Below are 20,945 nucleotides of genomic sequence, written 5' to 3' on the forward strand. Positions count from 1 at the left end.
TTCCTCAGGCCATTGCCGTTCTTGCGGGGGCTTTCATTCGGGCAGGAGGCTGGTCCTGCGCCCGGCCCATGTGGGCATGGGCGATCCGCAGCGCGTTTTTTCCGCTTTTCTTCACCTCATACATCAGCGCGTCGGCATATGTGATGAACGCCTGCGGGTCGGCGGGTGCGTCGCCGTCAAAGATCACCGCCCCCATGCTGCACGTCACTTCGAAAGGCAGCGTTTCCATGATCCGGCTCAACCGCGCGTGGAGATGCTCGGCCGCCGAATAGCCACGGGCGGGCGATGCGGTGGTCATCAATATGATGAACTCGTCCCCGCCCACCCGGCACAGGCTGTCGCTCTTGCGGATCGACGCCGACGCCGCCGAAGCGAACGTCTTCAGCACATCGTCGCCAACAGCATGGCCATGGGTGTCGTTGACCGTCTTGAACCCCTCGAGATCGGCATAGGCGAGCACCAGCGTCAGCTTGTGTCGCCGGGCAAGCGCGACGGTGGCGGCGATCCGGGCGTTCAGCGCCTGTCGGCTATAGGCCCCGGTCAGCGCATCGACGTTGCCGCGCGTGCGCTCGGCCTCGAAGGCGCGCCGGAAGCCTGCGACCAGCATCACCACCACAGCCACCACCAGAACGCGCATCCCGGCGTTCCATATGGCGGTCAAATCCCTGCTCATCGCACCTTCGGGCTGGAGCGGCCCCGGTCGTCCTTCCTGCAGAATGGTGAGGACCGCCGCGGCCGTGCCGGTGACGAAACCCGCCCTCGCACCCAGCGCCCAGGCCGCTAGGCACATGGGCAGCAGGTTCAGCGGACCGACCGATACCCTCGGGCCGGTCAGATAGTCGGCCACCGCGATCGCCGCGACTCCGATCACGACGGCAATGGCGGCCTGGCGGCGCGACCGGGCGGTCATCCAGTCGATCAGCGCCGTGACGCGACCGGTGGCGAATGCCGGTTCCGGGCCTTGCTTCTGCATTGCCAGATTCGCCCCATGCGTTTGTTCAGAAAGGCGTTTGATGGGGCAGGCTGGTTAATCAATGTTTAATGTTGCGGCCGCGGACGGCCAAAAAAACAACGGTCAGAGCCCCCAATAGCGGGGCGCGCCATAATAATCGTACAGCCTTTCGTCATAGCTCCGGTCGCTCGGCCGGTCCGCCTCGTCCAAGCGCAGCATCGGGGCCTGCTCCAGCTTCTGGCGCGTCAGGTCCACGACATAGCCGTGCCTTTCGGGATCGTAGTCCAGCAGGTTCCAGGGCAGCGGGTGGACGTGCGATCCGATTCCCAGAAACCCGCCGAACGAAAGCACGGCATAGGCCACCTGGCCGGTATGCTTGTGGATCATCACGGAATGAACGCTGCCCAGCTTTTCGCCTTTGGGATTGAATACCGGCGTGCCTTCCACACGGGCCGACGAAATCAGCTCATGGCTTTCATCAAGGACATTTTCGAGGTTTGCGTCCGTCATCATCCGTCTCCTGCGGTGAAGAAGTGACTGACGTCCGCACTATATCATTTTCGCTCGGCCCTATCCACAGCCCTGGGGCGTTCAACCGGCCTGCCAAATACTTATCGCATCGACAGGCCAGACCAGCATCAGCACGTTCAGCGTCAGATTGTCGCGGATCATGGCGAGGGTGAAAAGCTCCATCATGATCGCGATGGCGATGGTCGCCGTCACCGGCAGCCGCCGCGCGATGAAAAAGCCCAGCATCATGAAGCCGATGTCGCTTGCCGAATTGAGGATGCTGTCGCCGTAGTAATCATAGGCCAGCGTCACGGCGCGGTAGCGGTTGATGATCGCCGGGCTGTTTTCGGCCACCTCCCACGCGGCCTCGATCGCCACCGCCGCCGTCATCCGCCAGCCCATCGGCTTCTTTTTCGCCACCAGCCACAGCAGCCCATAGAAAATGAAGCCGTGGATGATGTGGCTGAAGCTGTACCAGTCGGCGATATGCTGCGAGTTCTGGGCGCTTGCGACCACGCCGTGCCACAGCTTCACGTCGCCGCAGCGGCAGATCGGCGCACGTCCCATCAGCCACAGGATCGCGGCCGCCAGCGCGATGATGCCCGCAATCCTTGCCCAATGCTGCCGCTTCATACCCCCATTCCCCACCAGATGACTTGACGCGCCTAGCCCAAGTGACGCACCGAACGCCATGGTCGATGCAATTCCGTTTCCAAGGCGCGGTCTGATGCTGGTGCTCTCGTCCCCCAGCGGGGCGGGCAAGTCCACGCTTTCGCGCGCCGTGCTCGCCGCTGACGAGAATATCGAAATGTCGGTTTCGGCCACCACCCGGCCCCAGCGGCCGGGCGAGGTGGAAGGGCGCGATTATTTCTTCAAGACGCCCGAGCAGTTCGACGCGATGGTCGCGGGCGACGCCTTTCTTGAATGGGCGCATGTCTTCGGCCACCGCTATGGCACGCCCGCCGCACCCGTGGACGCCATGCTCGCGCGCGGCCATGACGTGCTGTTCGACATCGATTGGCAGGGCACGCAGCAGCTTCGCCAGAAGCAGGTGCTCGCCGATCTGGTCAGCATCTTCATCCTGCCCCCGTCGATGGCGGAGCTGGAGCGCCGCCTGCGCGCGCGCGGTACCGATTCGGACGATGTCATCGCCGGGCGCATGGCCCGCGCCGAGGCCGAGATCAGCCATTGGGCGGAATATGATTATGTCCTCATCAACCGCGACGTGGACGCATGCCTCGCCCATATCCGCACAATATTGGCGGCGGAACGGTTGAAGCGGGTGCGCCAGCCCGGCCTCGTCGATTTCGTGCGCGGGCTCGATACGAAGACTGGGTAGGGAGCCTTAGCGCGCGCCGATGGTTCTTCCCTCGTAACAAATGGGGAGAATGCGCATGACCCGTTTCGTCATCGGTTGTGTCGCGGCTGCGGTCGCCATGTTTATCCTTGGCTTCATCCTTTACGGCTCGCCACTGTCGATGCTCGCCTATGCGACGGCGAGCGACGCCGCCAACGCCTCTGTCCAGAACGCGCTTGCCGCCAATCTGCCGAAGACCGGCACCTATATCGTGCCCTGGCCCAATTCGGCCGAAGGGACGGTGCTGTACGGGCGCGGGCCTGTTGCCACCATCCATTACAATACGGGCGGCTTTTCGTTGGCCGATCCAAGCGCGATGATTGGCGGCTTCATCCATATGCTGGTCAGCGTCACGGTGCTTGGCCTTGCGCTGCTGCTGGTGGCCGCCCGCGTCGCCGACTTCGCCAGCCGGGCGCGGATGGTGGTTTATTTCACCCTCGCCGCCAGTATCTACATCACGCTCGCCGACCCCATCTGGGGGCATCAGGACTGGATTTATTCAGTCTATCACTTCGTCGCGGATTTCATCATTCTGGCGGCGGGCGGCATCGTCATCGCCCGCTGGTTCCTGCCCCGGCCTGCGTCAGTGTAGCAGGCTCAGGAATCGCGCGCTCGCGTCGAAATCGCCCCGGCGGGAGACGCGGGCTTTTTGCGCGAGTTCGTCGTCGCCCCATTGCTCGGCCTGCCAAAGCTCGTCGACATGGCCCGCAAGCCAACCGGCCTCGGCGTCGATCTCCCGCTCCAGCATGGCAAGGCCGATCAGCAGCGATCCCGAAATCGTCACCAGCGCATTGAGCCCGGCCAGCTCGAACGGGGTTCGCGCCGCCACCGCCGCGCGCAGCCGCTCCAGCGTCGCTGCGGGCTGGGGGTGGTGGATGACGCCGGTCGTCGCGGTAAACTCCACGTCATAGCGCCGCCGCGCCCAGTCGATCACCGGATCCCAGGCTGCCGCCTGCCGTACAATCAGCGACGGCGGACTGTCGGCGCGATAGGCGACAAGATCGCTTTCGCCGAACACGGCGAGGCTCGCCGCAAACAAGGCGGGGTCAGGCGCGATCCGGTCGATGGCTGCGTTGGCGAGCCCCGTCAGCGGCATGGAGCGCGGGTCCAGCTTCGCGCCCTGTGCATTCCATTCCCCGGCAATGGCGTCCGCCAGCACTTGTGTCGGCACGAGGAGCGCCGCCTTGGCGGGCGTGCGGACGGGGCGGCCGTCCAGCGCGATGCCGAAGCCGCCCTCCATCGGCTGCGCCGCCGCCTTGTCGAAAAAGCGCTTCATTGCCTTGGGCTGCGCCACATCCGGGCAAGCAGTTGCGGGATGATCAGCACGTCGATCAGCCCCAGGATCGTGATCGGTGCGCCGATCATCGCATCGCCGCCCGGCGTGATCAGGTCGCCCTTCCAGATCAATATGCCCAGCAGGACCATCGCGATTCCGGCCATCCGCACGATCTGTATCACCAGATAGCGGTTGCGGGCATGGATTTCGGGGTTGGTCATACCGGCTCCTCCATCAGGGCGATCAGCGCGTCGGCGGTGTCGATCACATATTGCGCGCCCGCCTCGTGCAGTTCGTGCGCGTCATGATAGCCCCAGGTGACGCCCACGGATCGCGCGCCCGCCGCGCATCCCATCGCCATGTCGAAACTGGTGTCGCCGATCATCAGCGTGGCTTGTGGGGTCGCGCCCGCTTCCGCCATGGCCGCGTTCAGCATCGCGGGGTGCGGCTTCGACGGGTGGCGGTCGGCGGTCTGAAGCGTGACGAACCGGCTGCCGATGCCGTGATGCGCCAGGCACAGCCCCAGCCCCCGGTTGGACTTCCCGGTCGCAACGCCCATCAGCCAGCCGCGCGCGTCGATCTCGTCCAGCAGCCGCGCGATTCCGGGGAACAGCGGCTCGTTGACATGGCCGTCCGCGCGCAGCGTCTGGAATGCGCGCTTGTAGCTTTCCGCCAGCGCCTCGTGCAGCGCGGGGTCGTTGTCCGGCAGCAGCGCGCACATTGCCTGGACCAGCGACAGGCCGACCACCCGGCGCGTCGCATGCGGATCGGGCGGGGGCAGGCGATGGATGTCGAACGCAATCTCCATCGCGCGCACGATATTGGCCTGGCTGTCCACCAGCGTTCCGTCGCAGTCGAAGACAACCAGCCTGTTCATTGCCGTCAGTTGCCGCGACTCCGGCTGCGCCGCTCGCCGCGCCGCTCCTTGCGGCGGGCCTTGGCCGCCGCCGCCGCGCGCTTTGCCTGCACCTCCGGATCGTTGTCGGGATCGAAGCTTTCGATCGGAAGATCGCCCGCCGTCAGATCGAACCCCAGATGCGCGATGCTCTCGGCGAAATGCCGTGGGGCTTCGGCCATCACGTCCAGCACGTCGCCATCGGGGTGATCGATGCGGATGCGCCGCGCGTGCAGATGCATCTTGCGGCTGATCCCGCCGGACAGGAACGCCTCCGGCCCGCCATATTTGCCGTCGCCGACGATCGGATGGCCGATCGCCGTCAGATGCGCGCGAAGCTGGTGGGTGCGGCCGGTATAGGGTTGCAACTCCAGCCAGCAGGCGCGGTTGCCCGCCCGGTCGATCACACGATAGCGCGTGCGTGCGGGCAGGCCGTTCTCCTTGTCGACGTGCATCTTCTCGCCGCCCGTTCCGGGCTGCTTGCCAAGCGGCAGGTCGATGATCCCGTCCTCGATGGAAGGCACGCCCACCACCAGCGCCCAATAGACCTTCTTCGCCGTGCGGCTGGAAAAGGATTTGGCGAAAAAAGCGGCCGCGCGCTGCGTGCGCGCCAGCAGCAGCGCGCCGCTCGTGTCCTTGTCCAGCCGGTGGACCAGCTTGGGCCGCGACGGGGCGTCGAACAGCAGCCCGTCCAGCAGGCGGTCGACATGGTCGGTCGTCTTGGTCCCGCCCTGTGTCGCAAGGCCGGGCGGTTTGTTGATGACGATGGCCGACCGGTCGCGGTGAATGACCATCGACTGGACATAGGCGGCCTCGTCCTCCGCCAGCGGGGGCCGTTCCTTGCGTGGTGCCGCAAGCGGGGAGGGCGCGCTTTCCGCAGGGGGCACGCGGATCGTCTGGCCTGTCTCGACTCGGTCGCCGGGCGTCGCCCGCTTGCCGTCGATTCGAAGCTGGCCGGTGCGCGCCCAGCGCGACACGGTGTTGAACGTCGCCTCCGGCAGATGGCGCTTGAACCAGCGGTCCAGCCGGATGCCGTCGTCTTCGCTGCCGACGGTGAAGCTGCGCACGTCGCTCATGCCGCCGCCCGCACCAGATGAATTGCGATCCACAGCCCGGCGACTCCTGCCGTTATCGATATCGTCGCATAGGCCAGCGCTGTCGGCAGCGCGCCTCGCAGCAGCATCTCGTACAACTCCAGCGAAAAGGCCGAAAAGGTGGTGAAGCCGCCAAGGAGGCCGACGCCGATGAACAGCCTGATCTGCTCGCTGCCGCCGGTGCGCGCCAGAACGCCGGCCAGCAGGCCCATCGCCAGGCTGCCGGCGATGTTCACGCTGAGCGTCCCCCAGGGATAGCCCGGGCCAAACAGCGCCAGCGCCCAGCGCCCGCACAGATAGCGCAGGCCAGCGCCGATGCCGCCGCCGGTCATCACCAGCAGAAGGTGGATTGGTTGAAAAGCTGCCATTCGCCCCCTCTAGAGCAGGATATGCGATCAGTCGACGCCGAAGGTCCAGCCTTCGGTCCGCGCGATCTCCGGCCCCATGTCCTTGGGCTGCCAGTAGAGCGGGTCCGCCGCGATTTGCCGCAGCCCGGCCGCCGCCGCCAGCACGTCCGTCTCATGGTCGCTGTACGCTGCTCCTGCGGCGGGGGCTGATCCCAGGCGCGCAAGCACTGCGTTGAGATCGTCCATCGTGCGCAGCTTCAGGCCGCGCGCGCCGCCCATGCGGATGAAGGCGCGGCAATAGATTTCCACCAGCATGCTTTGTCCCGGCGGCCCCTCGTCGAACGGCCAGACCGCCAGCGCATCGCCCAGATGGTGCAGCAGGCGCATTCCTGCAAAGCTCGCCTTCGCCACCTGCGCCGCGCCGATCGCGTCATAGACGGTGGACGCCTTGCCGCCGCCTTTTGCGTTGAAGGCCAGCTCGCACTGGCGGAAGTGCATGAAATCGGCCTTCTTTCCGTCGGCCGCGCCGAAATAGAAGTGGCGGCGGTGGTGTTCCTCCAGAAAGCTCGCCGCGCCCAGATCGTCGTCCGCGCACTTTGCGTCGACATAGGCCCAGAAGCCCCGCGCATCGCCCGGCACGTCCTCGCCCGGCAGATAGCATCCGCGCACCATTCGCGGCGGCGCGAAGCTGAAATCCATTCCGATCAGCCAGCGTTCGCTATCCGCCGCCCGTTCGCGCAGCCAGTCCAGCACCTCCCGGCGTGACCAGACGTGGCCGGGCGCGATCAACTCCGGAGGGGCGTCGCCCGGCCCGCAGGCGGCGATCGCAATGCCCTTGTGCCGTCTGCCCTTGGCGCCCGACCAGTCGATCGCGGCAACGCGGGTGAAATCCGTCACAACCCTTCCGTCATGCTGAACTCGTTTCAGCATCCATGGACATGGCGTTTTCGGTACATCCCCTCACGGTGTTCGTGGATCCCGAAACAAGTTCGGGATGACAGAAAGCGAACGAACCGGTCACTCGCCCGCCCGCCGTTCCTTCCTGAGCCGGTCCCAATAGGCCAGCCGCTCGGCGATCTTCACTTCAAAGCCGCGCGGCGAGGGGGTGTAGAATCCCTGCGGCACCATCTCTTCCGGCCAGTAATCGTCGCCGGAAAAGGCGTCGGGCGCGTCATGGTCGTAATCATAGTCGCGGCCATAGCCGATGGTCTTCATCAGCTTTGTCGGCGCGTTCAGAATGTTCTTTGGCGGCATCAGCGATCCGGTGTCGCGGGCTGTGCGCTTCGCCGCCTTTTCCGCCTTGTACGCCGCGTTGGATTTGGGCGCGGTCGCCAGATAGAGCGTCGCCTGCACGATCGCCAGCTCGCCTTCCGGGCTGCCGAGGAAATCATAGGCGTCCTTGGCGGCGAGGCACTGGACCAGCGCCTGCGGATCGGCCAGCCCCACATCCTCCGACGCAAAGCGCACCAGCCGCCGCAGCAGGTAGAGCGGTTCCTCGCCCGCTACCAGCATCCGCGCGAGATAATAGAGCGCGGCCTGCGGGTCCGACCCGCGCAGCGATTTATGGAGGGCGGAAATGAGGTTGTAATGCCCCTCCCGGTCCTTGTCGTACACCGCCACGCGCCGGTGGAGCAGCTTTGAAAGCTCGGCCGGGGTCAGCGGCTGGTCGATGCGGATCGAATAGAGCGTCTCCACCTGATTGAGCAGAAAGCGCCCGTCGCCGTCCGCCGTCGCGATCAGCGCCTCGCGCGCGTCGGCGTCCACCGGCAGCGCGCGGCCCTCCGCCGCCTCCGCCCGCTCCAGCAGGCGTTCCAGCGCATCGCGGTCCAGCCGGTTCAGGATCAGCACCTGGCAGCGCGAAAGCAGCGCGGCGTTCAACTCGAAGCTGGGGTTTTCCGTCGTCGCGCCGACGAGCACGACCGTGCCGTCCTCCACATAGGGAAGGAAACCGTCCTGCTGCGCGCGGTTGAAGCGGTGGATCTCATCCACGAACAACAGCGTCTGCGTGCCAATGCGGGCATGCTCGCGCGCTTCGGCGAAGGCCTTCTTCAGGTCCGCCACGCCCGAAAACACGGCGGATATGGCGATGAAGCGAAGGCCCACCGCATCGGCGAGCAGCCGGGCGATGGTGGTCTTGCCGGTGCCGGGCGGCCCCCAGAGGATCATGCTTGCCAGCCTGCCCGCCGCCACCATGCGGCCGATCGCGCCGTCCGCGCCGGTCAGATGCTCCTGGCCTACGACATCCTCCAGCCGTCGCGGGCGCAGATGCTCGGCCAGCGGCTGCGCTGCTTCGGGAGTCGCCGAATCCGGCTCGGATGCAAACAGGTCTGCCATCCGCCCTATTTAGGACGAACAGGCCCGAACCGCGAGGGGTTCAGGCAAAGCGCACGGCGTTGATGGGCGGCAGCCGGAAGGGGCTCTGGCTCCACCGCTCGCCCGCATCTTCGCTTAGCCACAGGCCGCCCGTGGTCGAACCCATCGCCAGCCGCTCGCCGCTTTCGTCCACCTCCAGCGAATGGCGATAGATCAGGTCGTAGCCATGGGTCTGGGGCAGCCCGTCCGTCAGCGTGTCGAACGATTTGCCGCCATCGGTGGTGCGCGTCACCACCAGCCGCCCGTCCTTTGGATAGCGGTACTCGTCCTTGATCGCCGGCGCGAACCAGGCGGTGCCGGGCCTTTCGGGATGGACGGCGACTGCAAAGCCAAAGCTCGGGTCCACCGTCTCGTTCTGGCTCCACCCGTCCACCCCTGTTTCCGAATGGAAGATGCCATTGTGGTGCTGGATCCACATGGCGTCGGGCGCGGCGCGGCAGCGGACCAGCCGGTGCGGGTCCTGCGTCACCGGGTTGCGCTGCTGTTCGGGCGGCATATAGGTGGCGACCAGTCCGTCGCCGGCCGGCCGCCAGCTTTCGCCGCCGTCCGTCGTCTCCCACACGCCGCCGCAGGAAATGGCAATTGCGATCCGCCTGCCGTCGCGCGGGTCCAGCGATATGGAATGGATGCCCGGCTTGTCATAGCCGCCGCCGAACCATTGCGGACGGCTCGGCTGGTCCCACAATGCGCGGTTCAGCGTCCAGCTCTCGCCGCGGTCCTCGCTGCGGAACAGCCCGCCGGGGATGGTGCCTGCCCACAGCACTCCCGGCTCGCCGGGTCCGCCGGTCTCCAGCGACCAGAGCAGGTTCAGGCTTGGCGCATCCTCCTTGTCCGCATCCACCCCGGCATAGGATGGCGCGGCAATCTCGGTCCAGCTATCGCCGCCGTCATCGCTCCGGTGCAGCTTCACGCCGAAATGGCCCAGGTCCAGCGCGGCATAAAGCGTGCCGTCGCGCGAATCGTCCAGCATCATGCTGACCGGCGATCCCATGAAGGAGGTGCGGGCGATGTCCCAGTCGCCCTGCCCCTTGCGGCGCAATTCGAACAGGCCCTTGCGGGTCGCGGCAAACAGACGGTCCGACATGTCCACTTCTCCTGACCCTAGCCCCCCGAAAGGGCCTGCATCACATAGACCTCGCTGTCATCGTCAAGCAGGGTGGCCAGCGCCGTCTCGCGCGGCTGCATCACATCGTCGACGAAGATTGCGATATGTTTTCGCACCCGGCGCTGGTCGTCCAGCACATAAGCGGTAATGCGGGGATAATCGGCGGCGACCGCTTTCAGCAATTCGTCAACCGTCCGCGCGGCATAGGGCGTCGGATCGACCGGCCCCAGCGCCTCGAGATGGGTGGTGAAGGCGATTCTCGGCAAAGGCGGCGCTCCGCGTTCCCGGCTTCCGGCCAGTCTAATGGTGCCGGGTGAGGGGATCGAACCCCCGACCTTCGGTTTACAAAACCGCTGCACTACCGCTGTGCTAACCCGGCCCGGCCCACGCTTTCCGCGATCGCTCCGGCAAGGTCAAGAGGCGGCCGTCTCCGCCGGGGTGCGCGCCTGTATGGCCAGTGCATGCACCCGCTCCGCCAGCAAGTCGCTGAGCGCGGCGTTCACCATGCGCTGGCGCTCGACCCGCGATCGCCCCTCGAACGCGGCCGAGGTGATCTTCACTGTAAAATGGCTTTCGCCGCGCGCATCATGGCCCGCATGGCCCCGGTGCTTTTCGCTGTCGTCCATCACCTGGAGCGATTCCGGGGACAGCGCTTTGCGAAGGCGCGTTTCAATTTCGCGTGCAATCGGTCCCATAACCGGTCCAATTCCCCAATTCTTTTCCTATATAGGCGCTTTGGCACGGATCGCAGCGGAGCGGAACAGCATTGGCGGACGGCGGCGGCATGGGTGAAGGCGAACGGCAGGGCAGCGCATCGGCGCGCCGTCCCGGCCGCTTCCATGGGCGTGTCGCGGCCGACGGGCGCGGCTGCGAGCATCCGGGCTGCGAGGAAGCCGGGGAGTTCCGGGCGCCCCGCGACCGGGCGGCGCAGGGCGCGGGGCCACCGGCCGATCGCTGGCGCTGGTTCTGCCTCGATCATGTCCGCGCCTTCAACGCGGGCTATAATTATTTCAAGGGCATGACTCCCGATGAGATCGAGGCTGCGCAGCGCCCCCTTGCCGGGTGGGAAAGGGAAACGCGGGTCTTCGCCGCCAATGGGGATCCGGAACCGGCATGGTCGCGCTTTACCGATCCGGCGGATATATTGAGCGCGCGATTCGCCCGTTCGGCGGTGGAGCAGCCGGTTTCGCGCAACGGACAGGTGCTTTCCGGCGAGGATCGCAAGGCCCTGAAGGTGCTGGGGCTGGACGCCTGCGCCAGCCTGCACGACATCCGCCGGGCCTATGCGGAGCGGGTCCGGCGCTATCATCCCGACAAGAACGGCGGGGACCGCACGCACGAGCGGGCTTTGCAGGCCGTGATTTCGGCCTATACGCATCTGAGAAAGGCTCCGGCCTTCTCCTGAAGGAGCAGTGAAAGTTCGTCATGGCCAGTTTGCCTGAAATCAATCCCGACACCCGCGCCGATACGGTGATGGACGCGCCGGACCTCAAGGTCTCGGCGCGCGAGCTGTTCGGCCTCGACACCGACATGATGGTGCCCGCCTTTTCCGAAAAGGACGAGCGGGTGCCCGATCTGGACCCGAGCTATGTGTTCGATCCCGACACGACCATGGCGATTCTCGCGGGCTTCGCCCACAATCGCCGGGTGATGGTGCAGGGCTATCACGGCACCGGCAAGTCGACGCATATCGAGCAGGTTGCCGCGCGGCTGAACTGGCCGTGCATCCGGATCAACCTCGACAGCCACATCAGCCGCATCGATCTGGTCGGCAAGGACGCGATCGTGCTGCGCGCTGGCCAGCAGGTGACGGAGTTTCGCGAGGGGCTGCTGCCCTGGGCGCTCCAGACGCCGACCGCGCTCGTGTTCGACGAATATGACGCCGGCCGCCCGGACGTGATGTTCGTCATCCAGCGCGTGCTGGAGGTGGAAGGCAAGCTGACGCTGCTCGACCAGAACCGCGTCATCCGGCCCAATCCGTGGTTCCGCCTGTTCGCCACCGCCAACACCATCGGCCTTGGCGACACGACGGGCCTCTATCACGGCACGCAGCAGATCAACCAGGGCCAGATGGACCGCTGGAACATCGTCACCACGCTCAACTATCTGCCGCCCGAGACCGAGGTGCAGATCGTGCTCGCCAAGTCGGGCGAATATGATCTGCCCGGCGGCAAGGAGACGGTGCAGAAGATGGTGAAGGTGGCCGAACTCAGCCGCCAGGGCTTCGTCAACGGCGACATCTCCACCGTCATGAGCCCGCGGACGGTCATCACCTGGGCGCAGAATGCGCTGATCTTCGGCGATGTCGGCTTTGCCTTCCGCGTCTCGTTCCTCAATAAGTGCGACGAGATCGAGCGGCCGCTGGTAGCTGAATATTATCAGCGCGTCTTCGGCAAGGATCTGCCCGAATCGATCGCGCACCGCGCGGCCTGACGGGCGGGGGGCTGAACGGTCTTGGCCGAGAAAAATCCCCTTGAGGATTTCCGGCAGGCGCTCGGCGCGGCCGCCCGCGCCCTTGCGCACGATCCGGAGGCGGAGCTGGGCTATACCGCCGACGCTCCGGGCATGTCCGAAAAGTCGATGAAGGTGCCGATCCCGGGGCGCAATCTCACGTCCCGGCAGATCGCCGAGGCGCGCGGCTGGGCCGATGCCTTTGCGCTGAAGCTGCGCCACCACAATGCCGCCGCCCATGCGAAGTCCCGCCCGGTGGAGCCGGTCGCCCGCGCCGTGTTCGATGCGCTGGAGCAGGTGCGGGTGGAGGCGCTTGGCGCGCGGGAGATGGAGGGCGTCGCCGCCAATCTTTCGCAGATGGTCGAAACGCGGGTCCAGGCCGATCCGATCGTCCGCGCGCGCAACAAGGCCGAAGTGCCGCTTGCGACGGCCGTGGCGCTGATGCTTCGCGAAAAGCTCACGGGCGAAGCGCCGCCCGCGCAGGCGATCACGCCGCTGATGCTGGTGCGGGACGAGATTCTAGAAAAGGCCGGTGGCGACCTCGACGCGCTGGAAGGCGCGCTTGCCGATCAGCAGGCGTTCGCCGATCTTTCCACCCGGCTGCTGCGCGATCTCGACCTGCTCGATGCCGAGGCGCAGCCCGAAATCGATCAGGACGAGACCAGCGAGAACGAAGGCGAGGACGAATCCCAGCCGGGCGAGGACGGCGAGGATCAGGACGACAGCGGCGGCGCTCAGGATCAGCAGGTCGACGCCCGGCCCGAGCTGTCGGACGGCGAGGGCGAGGAGGACGATCAGGGCGAGGCCGAGGGCGAGGGCGACGGTGAAACCGACGCCGACCTTGGCGAAGACGGCGCGGAGGGCATGCTGCCCGTGCGGCCCAACCGGCCGTTCTCCGATCTTGCGCCCGGCTTTGATTATCGCGCCTACACCCAGATGTTCGATGAAACCGTCGCCGCGCAGGAACTGTGCGACGAGGAGGAGCTGACGCGCCTGCGCGCCTATCTGGATCAGCAGCTCATCCATCTGCAGGGGGCCGTGTCCAAGCTCGCCAACCGGCTCCAGCGCCGCCTCATGGCGCAGCAGAACCGGAGCTGGGATTTCGATCAGGAGGAAGGGCTGCTCGATAGCGCCCGGCTATCGCGCATCATCGCCAACCCCTCGCATTCGCTGTCCTACAAGGTGGAGCGCGACACCGAATTTCGCGATACGGTCGTGACGCTGCTGATCGACAATTCCGGGTCGATGCGCGGACGGCCGATCTCGATTGCGGCCATCTCGGCGGATATTCTCGCCCGCACGCTGGAACGCTGCGGTGTGAAGGTGGAGATTCTGGGCTTCACCACCCGCGCATGGAAGGGCGGCCAGTCGCGCGAGAAATGGCTGGCGGAAGGGCGGCCCGCGCTGCCCGGCCGTCTCAACGACCTGCGCCACATCATCTACAAGACCGCCGACGCGCCCTGGCGGCGCGCGCGCAAGAACCTGGGCCTGATGATGCGCGAGGGCCTGCTCAAGGAGAATATCGACGGCGAGGCGCTGCTCTGGGCGCATGGGCGGCTGATCGCCCGGCCGGAGGATCGCCGGATATTGATGGTGATTTCAGACGGCGCGCCGGTGGATGATTCCACCCTGTCGGTCAATTCCGGCGCTTATCTTGAAAAGCATCTGCGGCAGGTGATCCACTGGATCGAGAACCGCTCGCCGGTGGAACTGATCGCGATCGGCATCGGTCATGACGTCACCCGCTATTATCGCGATGCGGTGACGATCATGGACGCCGAGCAGCTTGGCGGCACCATGGTGGAACGGCTGGCCGAACTCTTCGATGAAGATGGCGCTCCACAGCGGGCGGCGTACCGGGCATAAAAAAGTGCGCCGGAACCTGATATCCCGGCGCACAGGGTGAAGAACTGGTTGTCGATCAGCAGCGGCTGTCGCTCTTGTCGATCGCGCGTCCGGCAAGTGCGCCCACGCCGCCGCCGATAATGGTGCCCGCCGTCTTGTCGCGGGCGATCTCATTGCCCAGCAGGCCACCGGCGATCGCGCCGATCACAAGCCCGCCCGTGCCGTTGTCGCGCTTGCAGCGATAGCCGGAATAGCGCCGGTCGCCGCGATAATATCCTGCATCGCGATAATATCCGCGGTCGCGGTCATAGCCGCGATCCCGATAATGCCCGCGATCATGCTTCTTGTGCCAGTGATGCTTGCCCCTGTCGTGGGCGAGGGCCGCGGTCGGCGCCGCTGTCGTCGCCATCATCGCCGCGATCGCAATCCCTGAAAAAATCTTCTTCAGCATAGTTTTACTCCATACCCTGAAAGACCGGCGTCTGGCCCCGCGCCTTTCGATGAAACCAATCTGCCCCGATTCGCGTGAGCGGAAGCTGAACGGGGCAGAAAGTGGACGTTCAGCCGCGCCCGGCTTTCGGCTATGGACCGCTGCCATGATGAAGCGCCTCGCCTGCCTGCTCCCTGCGCTCCTCCTCCCCGCGCTTGCCGCCGCATGCGCGCCCGTGCCCCCACCTGAGGCGGGTCCAGCCAGTCTTCAGGTCACCGCGACCGCGATCCCGCTGTCGACCGACGATCCGGCGCGGACGCGGGTCGGAGCGCTCGAATATCGCGGCGGGGTGCATCTGGACTCGCGCGATCCGCGCTTCGGCGGACTGTCGGGCCTGCGCTGGGATCGCGCGCGGCTTCTCGCCGTCAGCGACGCGGGCGACTGGTTCAGCTTCAATGTCCGGGAATCGGGAGGTCGACTCACCGGCGTCGCCGATGTCCGGATCACGCGCCTTTCAGGGGCGGACGGCGCGCCGCTATCCGGCAAGAAGGCGGGCGACGCCGAGGCGCTTGAGCTTGTTCGTCCCTGCGCTGACGGCAATTGCCAGCCCACCGGCGCGCTTGTCGCGTTCGAGCAGGACCATCGTCTCTGGGCCTATGATTTTGCCGGGGGGCTGCCTTTAGGTCGGCCGCGTCCGGCTGCGCTTCCGCCCGCCTGGCTGTCACGCCTGCCTGGCAATGGCGGGATGGAGGCCCTGGCCTCGGGGGAGGGCGTCACGCTGGTCATTTCCGAATCGCTGCGAACAAGCACGGGCGCCGCAGTCGCGCTTGTCCGGCTGGGCGGGGGAGACTGGCAGGAGGCCGCGGTTTCGGTCGCTGAGGGGTTCAGCCCGACCGACGCCGCTCACCTTGGCGGCCGGGAGTTCCTTATGCTGTCGCGCCATTATTCGCTGATGCACGGCATCGCCGCGCGGCTGGACCGGCTCAGCGTGGAGGTGGGCGACGACGGCAGGCCCCGAATCGCAGCCGTGCCGCTGGCCGTGTTCGCGCCGCCGCTCAGCATCGACAATATGGAAGGACTGGCCGTCCGCCGCGAATCCGGTCGACAGTTCGTCTATCTGCTGTCGGACGACAATTTCAGCGGGCTTCAGCGCACCCTGCTGATGAAGTTCGAAATGGTCCGAAAATGACGACGGCCGGCGTTGCGCCGGCCGTGCGTAGTCCGTTGCCGATGTGGCTCAGGCGGCGGGCTGCGCCTTTTTGGCGAGTTCGCGTTTCAGACGGCGCGCGCGCAGCGACAGCTTGGCTTCGGAGGTCTTCAGCAGCCAGTTGTCGAGGCCGCCGACATGTTCGACCGAGCGCAGCCCGTTGGTCGAAACGCGCAGCCGCACCGAACGGCCGAGGCTGTCCGACATCAGCGTCACATTCTGCAGATTGGGCAGAAAGGTCCGCTTGGTCTTGTTGTTCGCGTGGGACACATTGTGGCCCACCTGACGGCCCTTGCCGGTCAATTCGCAGATCCGCGACATTGTCTAAATCCTGTTTACGGCTGAAATCTATGATTCCGGCTTGCGTCCGGAAAGATGGCGCGCATAAGCGAGCGGTCGTCATTCGTCAAGGCTTCGGGAGGTTTGCCGCGCCATGCCATTATTCGTTATCCAGTGTACCGACCGGCCCGGATCGCTTCAACTCCGCCTGGATACGCGCCCGGCGCATCTGGATTATATGAACGGGCTTGGCGACCGGCTGGTGGTGGGGGGACCGTTTCTCGGGCCGGACGGACAGCCCAACGGCTCGATGATCGTGGCGGATTTCGCCGATCAGGCCGCCGCCGATGCTTTTGCTGACGGCGACCCTTATAATAAAGTCGGGCTTTTCAGCGATGTGTCCGCCCGGGCATGGAGAAAGGCGCTTCCCGTCGACTGAACGCTATTGCGAGCCAGTCTCATATGCATTACTCTCCGTTCAAACAGATTCGGAAGAGGAAAGCATGGTCGTCTGTGTCTGCAATGCCATCCGGGAAAAGGATGTCCGCGCCGCAGTTCGTTCGGGCGCTTCGTGTCCGTCTTCGGCATATGCGCGTGCCGGCCACCGTCCCAAGTGCGGGCAATGCTTTCCCTTCGCGCGCGAGATCATTGCGTCGGAGCAGGGCTCGACCAATCAGATTTGATTGCGACGCATTGGCAATTGCTTGAAAATCGGCGCTTTTCTGCCGGTATATGTTGACCCTCCCGCTGCCATGGTTCATGCTTTGCACCCATTGATCGGAGTGTGAACGATGAAGGGCGACCCCAAGGTCATCGAATATCTGAACGCCGTCCTCAAGAACGAGCTGACGGCGATCAACCAGTATTTTCTCCATTACCGAATGCTCGAGCATTGGGGCGTCAAGAAGCTCGCCAAGTTCGAATATGGCGAATCGATCGACGAGATGAAGCACGCCGACAAGGTGTCGGAGCGTATCCTGTTCCTTGACGGCCTCCCCAATTTCCAGCTCCTCGGCCGCCTTCGCATCGGCGAATCGGTCGAAGAGGTGCTGAAAGCCGACCTTGAGCTGGAGATGGAGGCGCTTCCCGTGCTGAAGGAGGCGATCGCCCATTGCGAAAGCGTGCGCGATTTCGTCAGCCGCGATCTCTTCGCCCATATCCTCGAAAGCGAGGAAGACCATGTCGACCAGCTTGAGACCCAGCTCGACATGATCAAGCTGATGGGCATTGAGAACTATATCCAGCTCCAGTCGGAATCGACGGAAGACTAGATTCTGCGCGGTTTGGATGTCATTTCCCGCTCACCCTGAGCCTGTCGAAGGGTTAGCGGAAGGAGGCGCTGGCTTCCGACAAGCTGAGCCTGAGCGCTCCCGGCCTCGCGAAATCGCTGTCCTACAGCAAACCGGATCGGTTAATTCGATTCGGTCCTTGCAGCTCGAGATGCGGGGGCGGGCGTTTTCGTCCGTGCTTCGGCGCGGGCGGAAGATGACCGGCGTGGGAGTCCCGGCAAAAGGTCGAGGCTTCGCACGGCACATAGTCAGCAGGTGACAGCAGGCCCGTCGCATCAAGCTGGGTCATAGCGGCCGCCGCTGGCGTCAAATCCCGATGTGCTTCTTTTTTTGAACACAGCACTATCGAAACCATCGGGTCCGGGCACGAAATGCGGCAACCCCGCGCCGGTCATCAGTCCTTGACGCCACCCGGCCGCCCCGCGCGCCGGGCCATTGGCGCATGTGCAGGGACATGGAGGGCGCGAGAGGCGCGCGACGTGCGTTGGCTCCCCACCTTCGTCATGCTGAACTTGTTTCAGCATCCATGAACACGGCATCGCCCCATCGAATCTCCCGCCACTCCACGGCCTTTCCAACCTTTTCCTTGTTGCGACGCGGCATGAGTGCTAAGGGCGCGCCCGATTTCCGGCTCATTTTTTTGAAAGACTTCCGCGATGTCCCTTCGCAACATCGCCATCATCGCGCACGTCGATCATGGCAAGACCACGCTGGTGGACCAGCTTTTCCGCCAGTCCGGCACCTTCCGCGACAACCAGCGGGTCGCCGAGCGCGCGATGGATTCCAACGATCTCGAAAAAGAGCGCGGCATCACCATCCTTGCCAAATGCACCAGCATCGAATGGCACGGCACCCGCATCAACATCGTCGACACGCCCGGACACGCCGATTTCGGCGGCGAGGTGGAACGCATCCTGTCGATGGTCGACGGCGTCATCCTGCTCGTCGATTCGTCCGAAGGCGCGATGCCGCAGACGAAGTTCGTGACCGGCAAGGCGCTGGCGCTGGGTCTTCGTCCCATCGTCGTCGTCAACAAGGTGGACCGTCCCGACCAACGCATCCAGGAAGTGCTCGACGAAGTGTTCGATCTGTTCGTCAGCCTCGACGCCAGCGACGACCAGCTCGATTTCCCGGTGCTCTATGCCTCCGGCCGCAACGGCTATGCCGGCCTCGACGCGGACGCCCGTTCGGGCGATCTGACGCCGATGTTTGAAACCATCGTCAATCATGTGCCGGAGCCGGTCGCCGACCGTGACGGCCCGTTCAAGTTCCTCGTGACGCTGCTGGACCGCGACAATTTCGTCGGCCGTATCCTCACCGGCCGCATCGCCAGCGGCACGCTGAAGATGAACATGCCGATCCAGGCGCTCGATTCCGACGGCAAGGTGGTCGAAGCGGGTCGTGCGACCAAGATTCTCGCCTTTCGGGGCCTTGAGCGCGTGCCGGTGGAGGAAGCTCATGCAGGCGACATCATCTCGATCGCCGGGCTCACCGATGCGACGGTCGCCAATACTATCGCCGACCCGGCCGTGACCGAGCCGCTGGCAGCCCAGCCGATCGATCCGCCGACGCTGTCGATGCGCTTTGCCGTCAACGATTCTCCTTTCGCCGGCCGCGAAGGCAGCAAGGTGACGAGCCGCATGATCCGTGACCGGCTGTTCCGCGAAGCGGAATCGAACGTCGCCATCCGCGTCACGGAAAGCGACGACAAGGACAGCTTCGAAGTCGCGGGACGCGGCGAATTGCAGCTTGGCGTGCTCATCGAGACGATGCGCCGCGAGGGTTTCGAGCTGTCGATCAGCCGCCCCAAGGTGATCCTGCGCGAAGGCGAAGGCGGCGGTCGCGAAGAACCTTATGAAACCGTCGTCATCGACGTGGATGAGGAGCATTCCGGCACCGTCGTCGAAAAGATGGCGATGCGGAAGGCGGAACTCACCGACATGCGGCCATCGGGCGGCGGCAAGACGCGGATCACCTTCTCTGCGCCGTCGCGCGGGCTGATCGGCTATCACGGCGAATTCCTGTCCGACACGCGCGGCACGGGCATCATGAACCGCCTGTTCGAGAAGTACGGCCCCTACAAGGGCCAGATCGCGGGCCGTCCGAACGGCGTGCTGATCTCCAACTCGACAGGGGAGGCCGTGGGCTATGCGCTCGGCTATCTGGAGGAGCGCGGCATCCTGATGGTGTCGCCAGGCGAGCCTGTCTACGAAGGCATGGTGATCGGTGAGAACGCCAAGTCCGACGATCTCGAGGTCAATCCGCTCAAGTCCAAGCAGCTCACCAACTTCCGCGCCAGCGGCAAGGACGATGCGCTGCGCCTCACCCCACCCAAGCGGCTGACGCTTGAGCAGGCGATCGCCTATATCGACGACGACGAACTGGTGGAGGTGACGCCCAAGTCCATCCGCCTGCGCAAGCTTCACCTCGATCCGCACGAGCGCAAGCGCGCCTCGCGCAGAGCCGCCGCCTAACGGCAGAGGCATCCTTCCCGTCCGTTCGGGCGTTGAGCGGGCATGGGAAAGGGAAAGGACCGTCCGGCTGATCCAAGCGCGGGTTCGGGAGCCGCGTTGCTGATCATCGACATGATCAGCAACATGGATTTCCGCCACGCCGACGAGATCGCCGCGCCTGCCGAAGCGGCCGCGCGGCGGATCAAGGCCTTGCGCGCCGCCGCGACCCGGGCCGGGCTTCCGGTCATCTATGTCAACGACAATTTCGGTCACTGGGGCATGGAGTGGCCGCGCCTGGTGGAGATGTGCGAAGCCTCAGGCGAGACCGCCGCGACGCTCGTCCGCCTGCTCCGCCCGCGCAAGGCGGACCTTTTCATCATCAAGCCGATGCATTCGGGCTTCTACGCCACCAATCTCCAGGCGCTGCTGCCCAGGCTTGGCGTCAGCCGCCTGATCCTCACCGGCATGGCGACCGAATTGTGCGTGCTGTTCACCGCGGCCGATGCGCACATGCGCGATTACAGCCTCTGGACGCCCGCCGATTGCGTTGCGTCCTCCACGGCGGATGGGGGCGAATTCGCGCTTCGGCTGCTGCGGCGGCACATGGGGGTGGAGGTCCGGCCCACCGCCGAACGTGGCCTTGAGGACTGGCTGGAGTCGTCCGCTTCCTCGTGACGATGCAACCAAGCCGCCGTGAAGTCGTTACTCTCACCGAACAAAAAGGAGGACAGATTATGTCGGGTGGTGCACGAACGGGTTTGATCATTGCGGTGGTGGCGGTGCTTGTTGTCATAGCCGTGTTTGCGTTCGGGCTGGTGGATATCGACCAGACCAGGGAGACGGCCCTGCCGGAAGTGAAGACCGAAGGTGGGCAGATGCCGGCTTTTGATGTCGATACGGCCGATGTCGATGTCGGAACGACCACTGAAACCGTGGAACTGCCCAAGGTGGATGTCGATACGACCAAGGAAGAAGTGAAGGTGCCGACCGTCGACGTCGAACCGACCGAGTAAACAGCTTTCCCCCATGGGGTCGCGAGAGGGTCGGGCCGATTGCCCGGCCCTTTCCTACATCAAGGGCGC

At 65.1% G+C, this 20,945-nt stretch carries 27 protein-coding genes and 1 tRNA gene; 12 read left to right on the forward strand and 16 right to left on the reverse strand.

Annotated features, from left to right (window positions below; all coding sequences use genetic code 11):
• Positions 1–4: 4 nt before the first annotated feature.
• The 3 genes from BSL82_RS16565 to BSL82_RS16575 all read right to left on the reverse strand — a co-directional run bounded on the left by BSL82_RS16565 (position 5) and on the right by BSL82_RS16575 (position 2,095).
• Positions 5–973 (reverse strand): GGDEF domain-containing protein, encoded by a 969-nt coding sequence (locus BSL82_RS16565; RefSeq protein ID WP_072598356.1) that lies wholly within the window; start codon positions 971–973, stop codon positions 5–7.
• 102 nt (positions 974–1,075) lie between these two features.
• Positions 1,076–1,462 (reverse strand): PRC-barrel domain-containing protein, encoded by a 387-nt coding sequence (locus BSL82_RS16570; RefSeq protein ID WP_072598357.1) that lies wholly within the window; start codon positions 1,460–1,462, stop codon positions 1,076–1,078.
• A gap of 81 nt (positions 1,463–1,543) precedes the next feature.
• Positions 1,544–2,095, reverse strand: coding sequence for a DUF2585 domain-containing protein (locus BSL82_RS16575; protein WP_072598358.1), 552 nt, complete (start codon positions 2,093–2,095; stop codon positions 1,544–1,546).
• Between the two features lie 58 nt (positions 2,096–2,153).
• On the opposite strand from BSL82_RS16575, the gene gmk reads away from it, so the two are divergent.
• Positions 2,154–2,801 carry a guanylate kinase gene (gene gmk / locus BSL82_RS16580; protein ID WP_072598359.1) on the forward strand — a complete coding sequence of 216 codons (648 nt, stop codon included), beginning with the start codon at positions 2,154–2,156 and terminating at the stop codon, positions 2,799–2,801.
• Between the two features lie 55 nt (positions 2,802–2,856).
• Positions 2,857–3,411: a hypothetical protein gene (locus BSL82_RS16585; RefSeq protein ID WP_072598360.1), complete on the forward strand. Its 555-nt coding sequence runs from the start codon at positions 2,857–2,859 to the stop codon at positions 3,409–3,411.
• Here the strand turns inward: BSL82_RS16585 and BSL82_RS16590 are convergent.
• The 11 genes from BSL82_RS16590 to BSL82_RS16640 all read right to left on the reverse strand — a co-directional run bounded on the left by BSL82_RS16590 (position 3,403) and on the right by BSL82_RS16640 (position 10,604).
• Positions 3,403–4,095 carry an ATP12 family chaperone protein gene (locus BSL82_RS16590; protein WP_072598361.1) on the reverse strand — a complete coding sequence of 231 codons (693 nt, stop codon included), beginning with the start codon at positions 4,093–4,095 and terminating at the stop codon, positions 3,403–3,405. The genes BSL82_RS16585 and BSL82_RS16590 overlap by 9 nt on opposite strands.
• Positions 4,092–4,316 (reverse strand): hypothetical protein, encoded by a 225-nt coding sequence (locus BSL82_RS16595; RefSeq protein WP_072598362.1) that lies wholly within the window; start codon positions 4,314–4,316, stop codon positions 4,092–4,094. Before BSL82_RS16595 ends, BSL82_RS16590 begins: the two co-directional genes overlap by 4 nt.
• Entirely contained in the window at positions 4,313–4,972 is a 660-nt protein-coding gene (locus tag BSL82_RS16600) for an HAD-IA family hydrolase (RefSeq protein ID WP_072598363.1), read from the reverse strand. The genes BSL82_RS16595 and BSL82_RS16600 overlap by 4 nt, the downstream gene beginning before the upstream one ends.
• Positions 4,973–4,977: 5 nt before the next feature.
• Positions 4,978–6,066 (reverse strand): RluA family pseudouridine synthase, encoded by a 1,089-nt coding sequence (locus BSL82_RS16605; protein WP_072598364.1) that lies wholly within the window; start codon positions 6,064–6,066, stop codon positions 4,978–4,980.
• Positions 6,063–6,452 carry a fluoride efflux transporter CrcB gene (gene crcB / locus BSL82_RS16610; protein WP_158010987.1) on the reverse strand — a complete coding sequence of 130 codons (390 nt, stop codon included), beginning with the start codon at positions 6,450–6,452 and terminating at the stop codon, positions 6,063–6,065. Before crcB ends, BSL82_RS16605 begins: the two co-directional genes overlap by 4 nt.
• Positions 6,453–6,479: 27 nt before the next feature.
• Positions 6,480–7,361, reverse strand: a complete 882-nt coding sequence (locus BSL82_RS16615) for a hypothetical protein (protein ID WP_072598365.1) — start codon at positions 7,359–7,361, stop codon at positions 6,480–6,482.
• An 87-nt stretch (positions 7,362–7,448) separates the two neighbouring features.
• The gene (locus BSL82_RS16620; RefSeq protein WP_072598366.1) at positions 7,449–8,765 is read right to left on the reverse strand and encodes a replication-associated recombination protein A; all 1,317 of its coding nucleotides are present in this window, start codon (positions 8,763–8,765) and stop codon (positions 7,449–7,451) included.
• 40 nt (positions 8,766–8,805) lie between these two features.
• Positions 8,806–9,888: a WD40/YVTN/BNR-like repeat-containing protein gene (locus BSL82_RS16625; RefSeq protein ID WP_072598367.1), complete on the reverse strand. Its 1,083-nt coding sequence runs from the start codon at positions 9,886–9,888 to the stop codon at positions 8,806–8,808.
• 17 nt (positions 9,889–9,905) lie between these two features.
• Positions 9,906–10,175: a MoaD/ThiS family protein gene (locus tag BSL82_RS16630; protein WP_072598368.1), complete on the reverse strand. Its 270-nt coding sequence runs from the start codon at positions 10,173–10,175 to the stop codon at positions 9,906–9,908.
• Positions 10,176–10,213: 38 nt separating this feature from the next.
• A tRNA-Thr gene (locus tag BSL82_RS16635) sits at positions 10,214–10,288 on the reverse strand.
• 34 nt (positions 10,289–10,322) lie between these two features.
• Complete coding sequence (locus BSL82_RS16640) at positions 10,323–10,604, reverse strand: BolA family protein (protein WP_072598369.1); 282 nt, start codon at positions 10,602–10,604, stop codon at positions 10,323–10,325.
• Between the two features lie 89 nt (positions 10,605–10,693).
• Between BSL82_RS16640 and BSL82_RS16645 the strand changes: the two genes are divergently transcribed.
• The 3 genes from BSL82_RS16645 to cobT are packed head-to-tail and all read left to right on the forward strand — an operon-like array spanning position 10,694 to position 14,226.
• Positions 10,694–11,314 (forward strand): J domain-containing protein, encoded by a 621-nt coding sequence (locus BSL82_RS16645; RefSeq protein WP_072598856.1) that lies wholly within the window; start codon positions 10,694–10,696, stop codon positions 11,312–11,314.
• Between the two features lie 20 nt (positions 11,315–11,334).
• The gene (cobS, locus tag BSL82_RS16650) at positions 11,335–12,342 is read left to right on the forward strand and encodes a cobaltochelatase subunit CobS (RefSeq protein ID WP_072598370.1); all 1,008 of its coding nucleotides are present in this window, start codon (positions 11,335–11,337) and stop codon (positions 12,340–12,342) included.
• A 21-nt stretch (positions 12,343–12,363) separates the two neighbouring features.
• Complete coding sequence (gene cobT / locus BSL82_RS16655) at positions 12,364–14,226, forward strand: cobaltochelatase subunit CobT (protein ID WP_072598371.1); 1,863 nt, start codon at positions 12,364–12,366, stop codon at positions 14,224–14,226.
• Positions 14,227–14,281: 55 nt separating this feature from the next.
• Here cobT and BSL82_RS16660 read toward each other — a convergent pair whose 3' ends face one another.
• The gene (locus tag BSL82_RS16660; RefSeq protein WP_072598372.1) at positions 14,282–14,656 is read right to left on the reverse strand and encodes a glycine zipper 2TM domain-containing protein; all 375 of its coding nucleotides are present in this window, start codon (positions 14,654–14,656) and stop codon (positions 14,282–14,284) included.
• 145 nt (positions 14,657–14,801) lie between these two features.
• Between BSL82_RS16660 and BSL82_RS16665 the strand changes: the two genes are divergently transcribed.
• Positions 14,802–15,824 (forward strand): esterase-like activity of phytase family protein, encoded by a 1,023-nt coding sequence (locus BSL82_RS16665; protein WP_072598373.1) that lies wholly within the window; start codon positions 14,802–14,804, stop codon positions 15,822–15,824.
• Between the two features lie 48 nt (positions 15,825–15,872).
• Here the strand turns inward: BSL82_RS16665 and rpmB are convergent, their stop codons facing one another.
• Positions 15,873–16,163 carry a 50S ribosomal protein L28 gene (gene rpmB, locus BSL82_RS16670; RefSeq protein ID WP_072598374.1) on the reverse strand — a complete coding sequence of 97 codons (291 nt, stop codon included), beginning with the start codon at positions 16,161–16,163 and terminating at the stop codon, positions 15,873–15,875.
• Positions 16,164–16,275: 112 nt separating this feature from the next.
• Here rpmB and BSL82_RS16675 point away from each other — a divergent pair, with 112 nt between their 5' ends.
• The 6 genes from BSL82_RS16675 to BSL82_RS16700 all read left to right on the forward strand — a co-directional run bounded on the left by BSL82_RS16675 (position 16,276) and on the right by BSL82_RS16700 (position 20,876).
• The gene (locus tag BSL82_RS16675) at positions 16,276–16,560 is read left to right on the forward strand and encodes a YciI family protein (protein WP_072598375.1); all 285 of its coding nucleotides are present in this window, start codon (positions 16,276–16,278) and stop codon (positions 16,558–16,560) included.
• A 64-nt stretch (positions 16,561–16,624) separates the two neighbouring features.
• Positions 16,625–16,804 (forward strand): (2Fe-2S)-binding protein, encoded by a 180-nt coding sequence (locus BSL82_RS16680; RefSeq protein WP_072598376.1) that lies wholly within the window; start codon positions 16,625–16,627, stop codon positions 16,802–16,804.
• A gap of 108 nt (positions 16,805–16,912) precedes the next feature.
• Entirely contained in the window at positions 16,913–17,392 is a 480-nt protein-coding gene (bfr, locus tag BSL82_RS16685; protein WP_072598377.1) for a bacterioferritin, read from the forward strand.
• 674 nt (positions 17,393–18,066) lie between these two features.
• Positions 18,067–19,884 (forward strand): translational GTPase TypA, encoded by a 1,818-nt coding sequence (gene typA, locus BSL82_RS16690; RefSeq protein ID WP_072598378.1) that lies wholly within the window; start codon positions 18,067–18,069, stop codon positions 19,882–19,884.
• Between the two features lie 42 nt (positions 19,885–19,926).
• A complete protein-coding gene (locus BSL82_RS16695) occupies positions 19,927–20,538 on the forward strand; it encodes a cysteine hydrolase family protein (protein WP_072598379.1) in 612 nt (203 codons plus the stop codon).
• Positions 20,539–20,597: 59 nt separating this feature from the next.
• Positions 20,598–20,876 (forward strand): hypothetical protein, encoded by a 279-nt coding sequence (locus BSL82_RS16700; RefSeq protein WP_083579271.1) that lies wholly within the window; start codon positions 20,598–20,600, stop codon positions 20,874–20,876.
• Positions 20,877–20,945: the final 69 nt, after the last annotated feature.

The organism is Tardibacter chloracetimidivorans (assembly GCF_001890385.1).
In the GTDB taxonomy this organism is placed as follows: domain Bacteria; phylum Pseudomonadota; class Alphaproteobacteria; order Sphingomonadales; family Sphingomonadaceae; genus Tardibacter; species Tardibacter chloracetimidivorans.

What these genes read in the sequence shown, in the direction of transcription:
- BSL82_RS16565 (WP_072598356.1), bottom strand. Translation starts at nt 973, where the DNA reads ATGCAGAAGCAAGGCCCGGAACCGGCATTCGCCACCGGTCGCGTCACG.
- BSL82_RS16570 (WP_072598357.1), bottom strand. Translation starts at nt 1,462, where the DNA reads ATGACGGACGCAAACCTCGAAAATGTCCTTGATGAAAGCCATGAGCTG.
- BSL82_RS16575 (WP_072598358.1), bottom strand. Translation starts at nt 2,095, where the DNA reads ATGAAGCGGCAGCATTGGGCAAGGATTGCGGGCATCATCGCGCTGGCG.
- gmk (WP_072598359.1), top strand. Translation starts at nt 2,154, where the DNA reads ATGGTCGATGCAATTCCGTTTCCAAGGCGCGGTCTGATGCTGGTGCTC.
- BSL82_RS16585 (WP_072598360.1), top strand. Translation starts at nt 2,857, where the DNA reads ATGACCCGTTTCGTCATCGGTTGTGTCGCGGCTGCGGTCGCCATGTTT.
- BSL82_RS16590 (WP_072598361.1), bottom strand. Translation starts at nt 4,095, where the DNA reads ATGAAGCGCTTTTTCGACAAGGCGGCGGCGCAGCCGATGGAGGGCGGC.
- BSL82_RS16595 (WP_072598362.1), bottom strand. Translation starts at nt 4,316, where the DNA reads ATGACCAACCCCGAAATCCATGCCCGCAACCGCTATCTGGTGATACAG.
- BSL82_RS16600 (WP_072598363.1), bottom strand. Translation starts at nt 4,972, where the DNA reads ATGAACAGGCTGGTTGTCTTCGACTGCGACGGAACGCTGGTGGACAGC.
- BSL82_RS16605 (WP_072598364.1), bottom strand. Translation starts at nt 6,066, where the DNA reads ATGAGCGACGTGCGCAGCTTCACCGTCGGCAGCGAAGACGACGGCATC.
- crcB (WP_158010987.1), bottom strand. Translation starts at nt 6,452, where the DNA reads ATGGCAGCTTTTCAACCAATCCACCTTCTGCTGGTGATGACCGGCGGC.
- BSL82_RS16615 (WP_072598365.1), bottom strand. Translation starts at nt 7,361, where the DNA reads ATGCTGAAACGAGTTCAGCATGACGGAAGGGTTGTGACGGATTTCACC.
- BSL82_RS16620 (WP_072598366.1), bottom strand. Translation starts at nt 8,765, where the DNA reads ATGGCAGACCTGTTTGCATCCGAGCCGGATTCGGCGACTCCCGAAGCA.
- BSL82_RS16625 (WP_072598367.1), bottom strand. Translation starts at nt 9,888, where the DNA reads ATGTCGGACCGTCTGTTTGCCGCGACCCGCAAGGGCCTGTTCGAATTG.
- BSL82_RS16640 (WP_072598369.1), bottom strand. Translation starts at nt 10,604, where the DNA reads ATGGGACCGATTGCACGCGAAATTGAAACGCGCCTTCGCAAAGCGCTG.
- BSL82_RS16645 (WP_072598856.1), top strand. Translation starts at nt 10,694, where the DNA reads ATGGGTGAAGGCGAACGGCAGGGCAGCGCATCGGCGCGCCGTCCCGGC.
- cobS (WP_072598370.1), top strand. Translation starts at nt 11,335, where the DNA reads ATGGCCAGTTTGCCTGAAATCAATCCCGACACCCGCGCCGATACGGTG.
- BSL82_RS16660 (WP_072598372.1), bottom strand. Translation starts at nt 14,656, where the DNA reads ATGCTGAAGAAGATTTTTTCAGGGATTGCGATCGCGGCGATGATGGCG.
- BSL82_RS16665 (WP_072598373.1), top strand. Translation starts at nt 14,802, where the DNA reads ATGATGAAGCGCCTCGCCTGCCTGCTCCCTGCGCTCCTCCTCCCCGCG.
- rpmB (WP_072598374.1), bottom strand. Translation starts at nt 16,163, where the DNA reads ATGTCGCGGATCTGCGAATTGACCGGCAAGGGCCGTCAGGTGGGCCAC.
- BSL82_RS16675 (WP_072598375.1), top strand. Translation starts at nt 16,276, where the DNA reads ATGCCATTATTCGTTATCCAGTGTACCGACCGGCCCGGATCGCTTCAA.
- BSL82_RS16680 (WP_072598376.1), top strand. Translation starts at nt 16,625, where the DNA reads ATGGTCGTCTGTGTCTGCAATGCCATCCGGGAAAAGGATGTCCGCGCC.
- bfr (WP_072598377.1), top strand. Translation starts at nt 16,913, where the DNA reads ATGAAGGGCGACCCCAAGGTCATCGAATATCTGAACGCCGTCCTCAAG.
- typA (WP_072598378.1), top strand. Translation starts at nt 18,067, where the DNA reads ATGTCCCTTCGCAACATCGCCATCATCGCGCACGTCGATCATGGCAAG.
- BSL82_RS16695 (WP_072598379.1), top strand. Translation starts at nt 19,927, where the DNA reads ATGGGAAAGGGAAAGGACCGTCCGGCTGATCCAAGCGCGGGTTCGGGA.
- BSL82_RS16700 (WP_083579271.1), top strand. Translation starts at nt 20,598, where the DNA reads ATGTCGGGTGGTGCACGAACGGGTTTGATCATTGCGGTGGTGGCGGTG.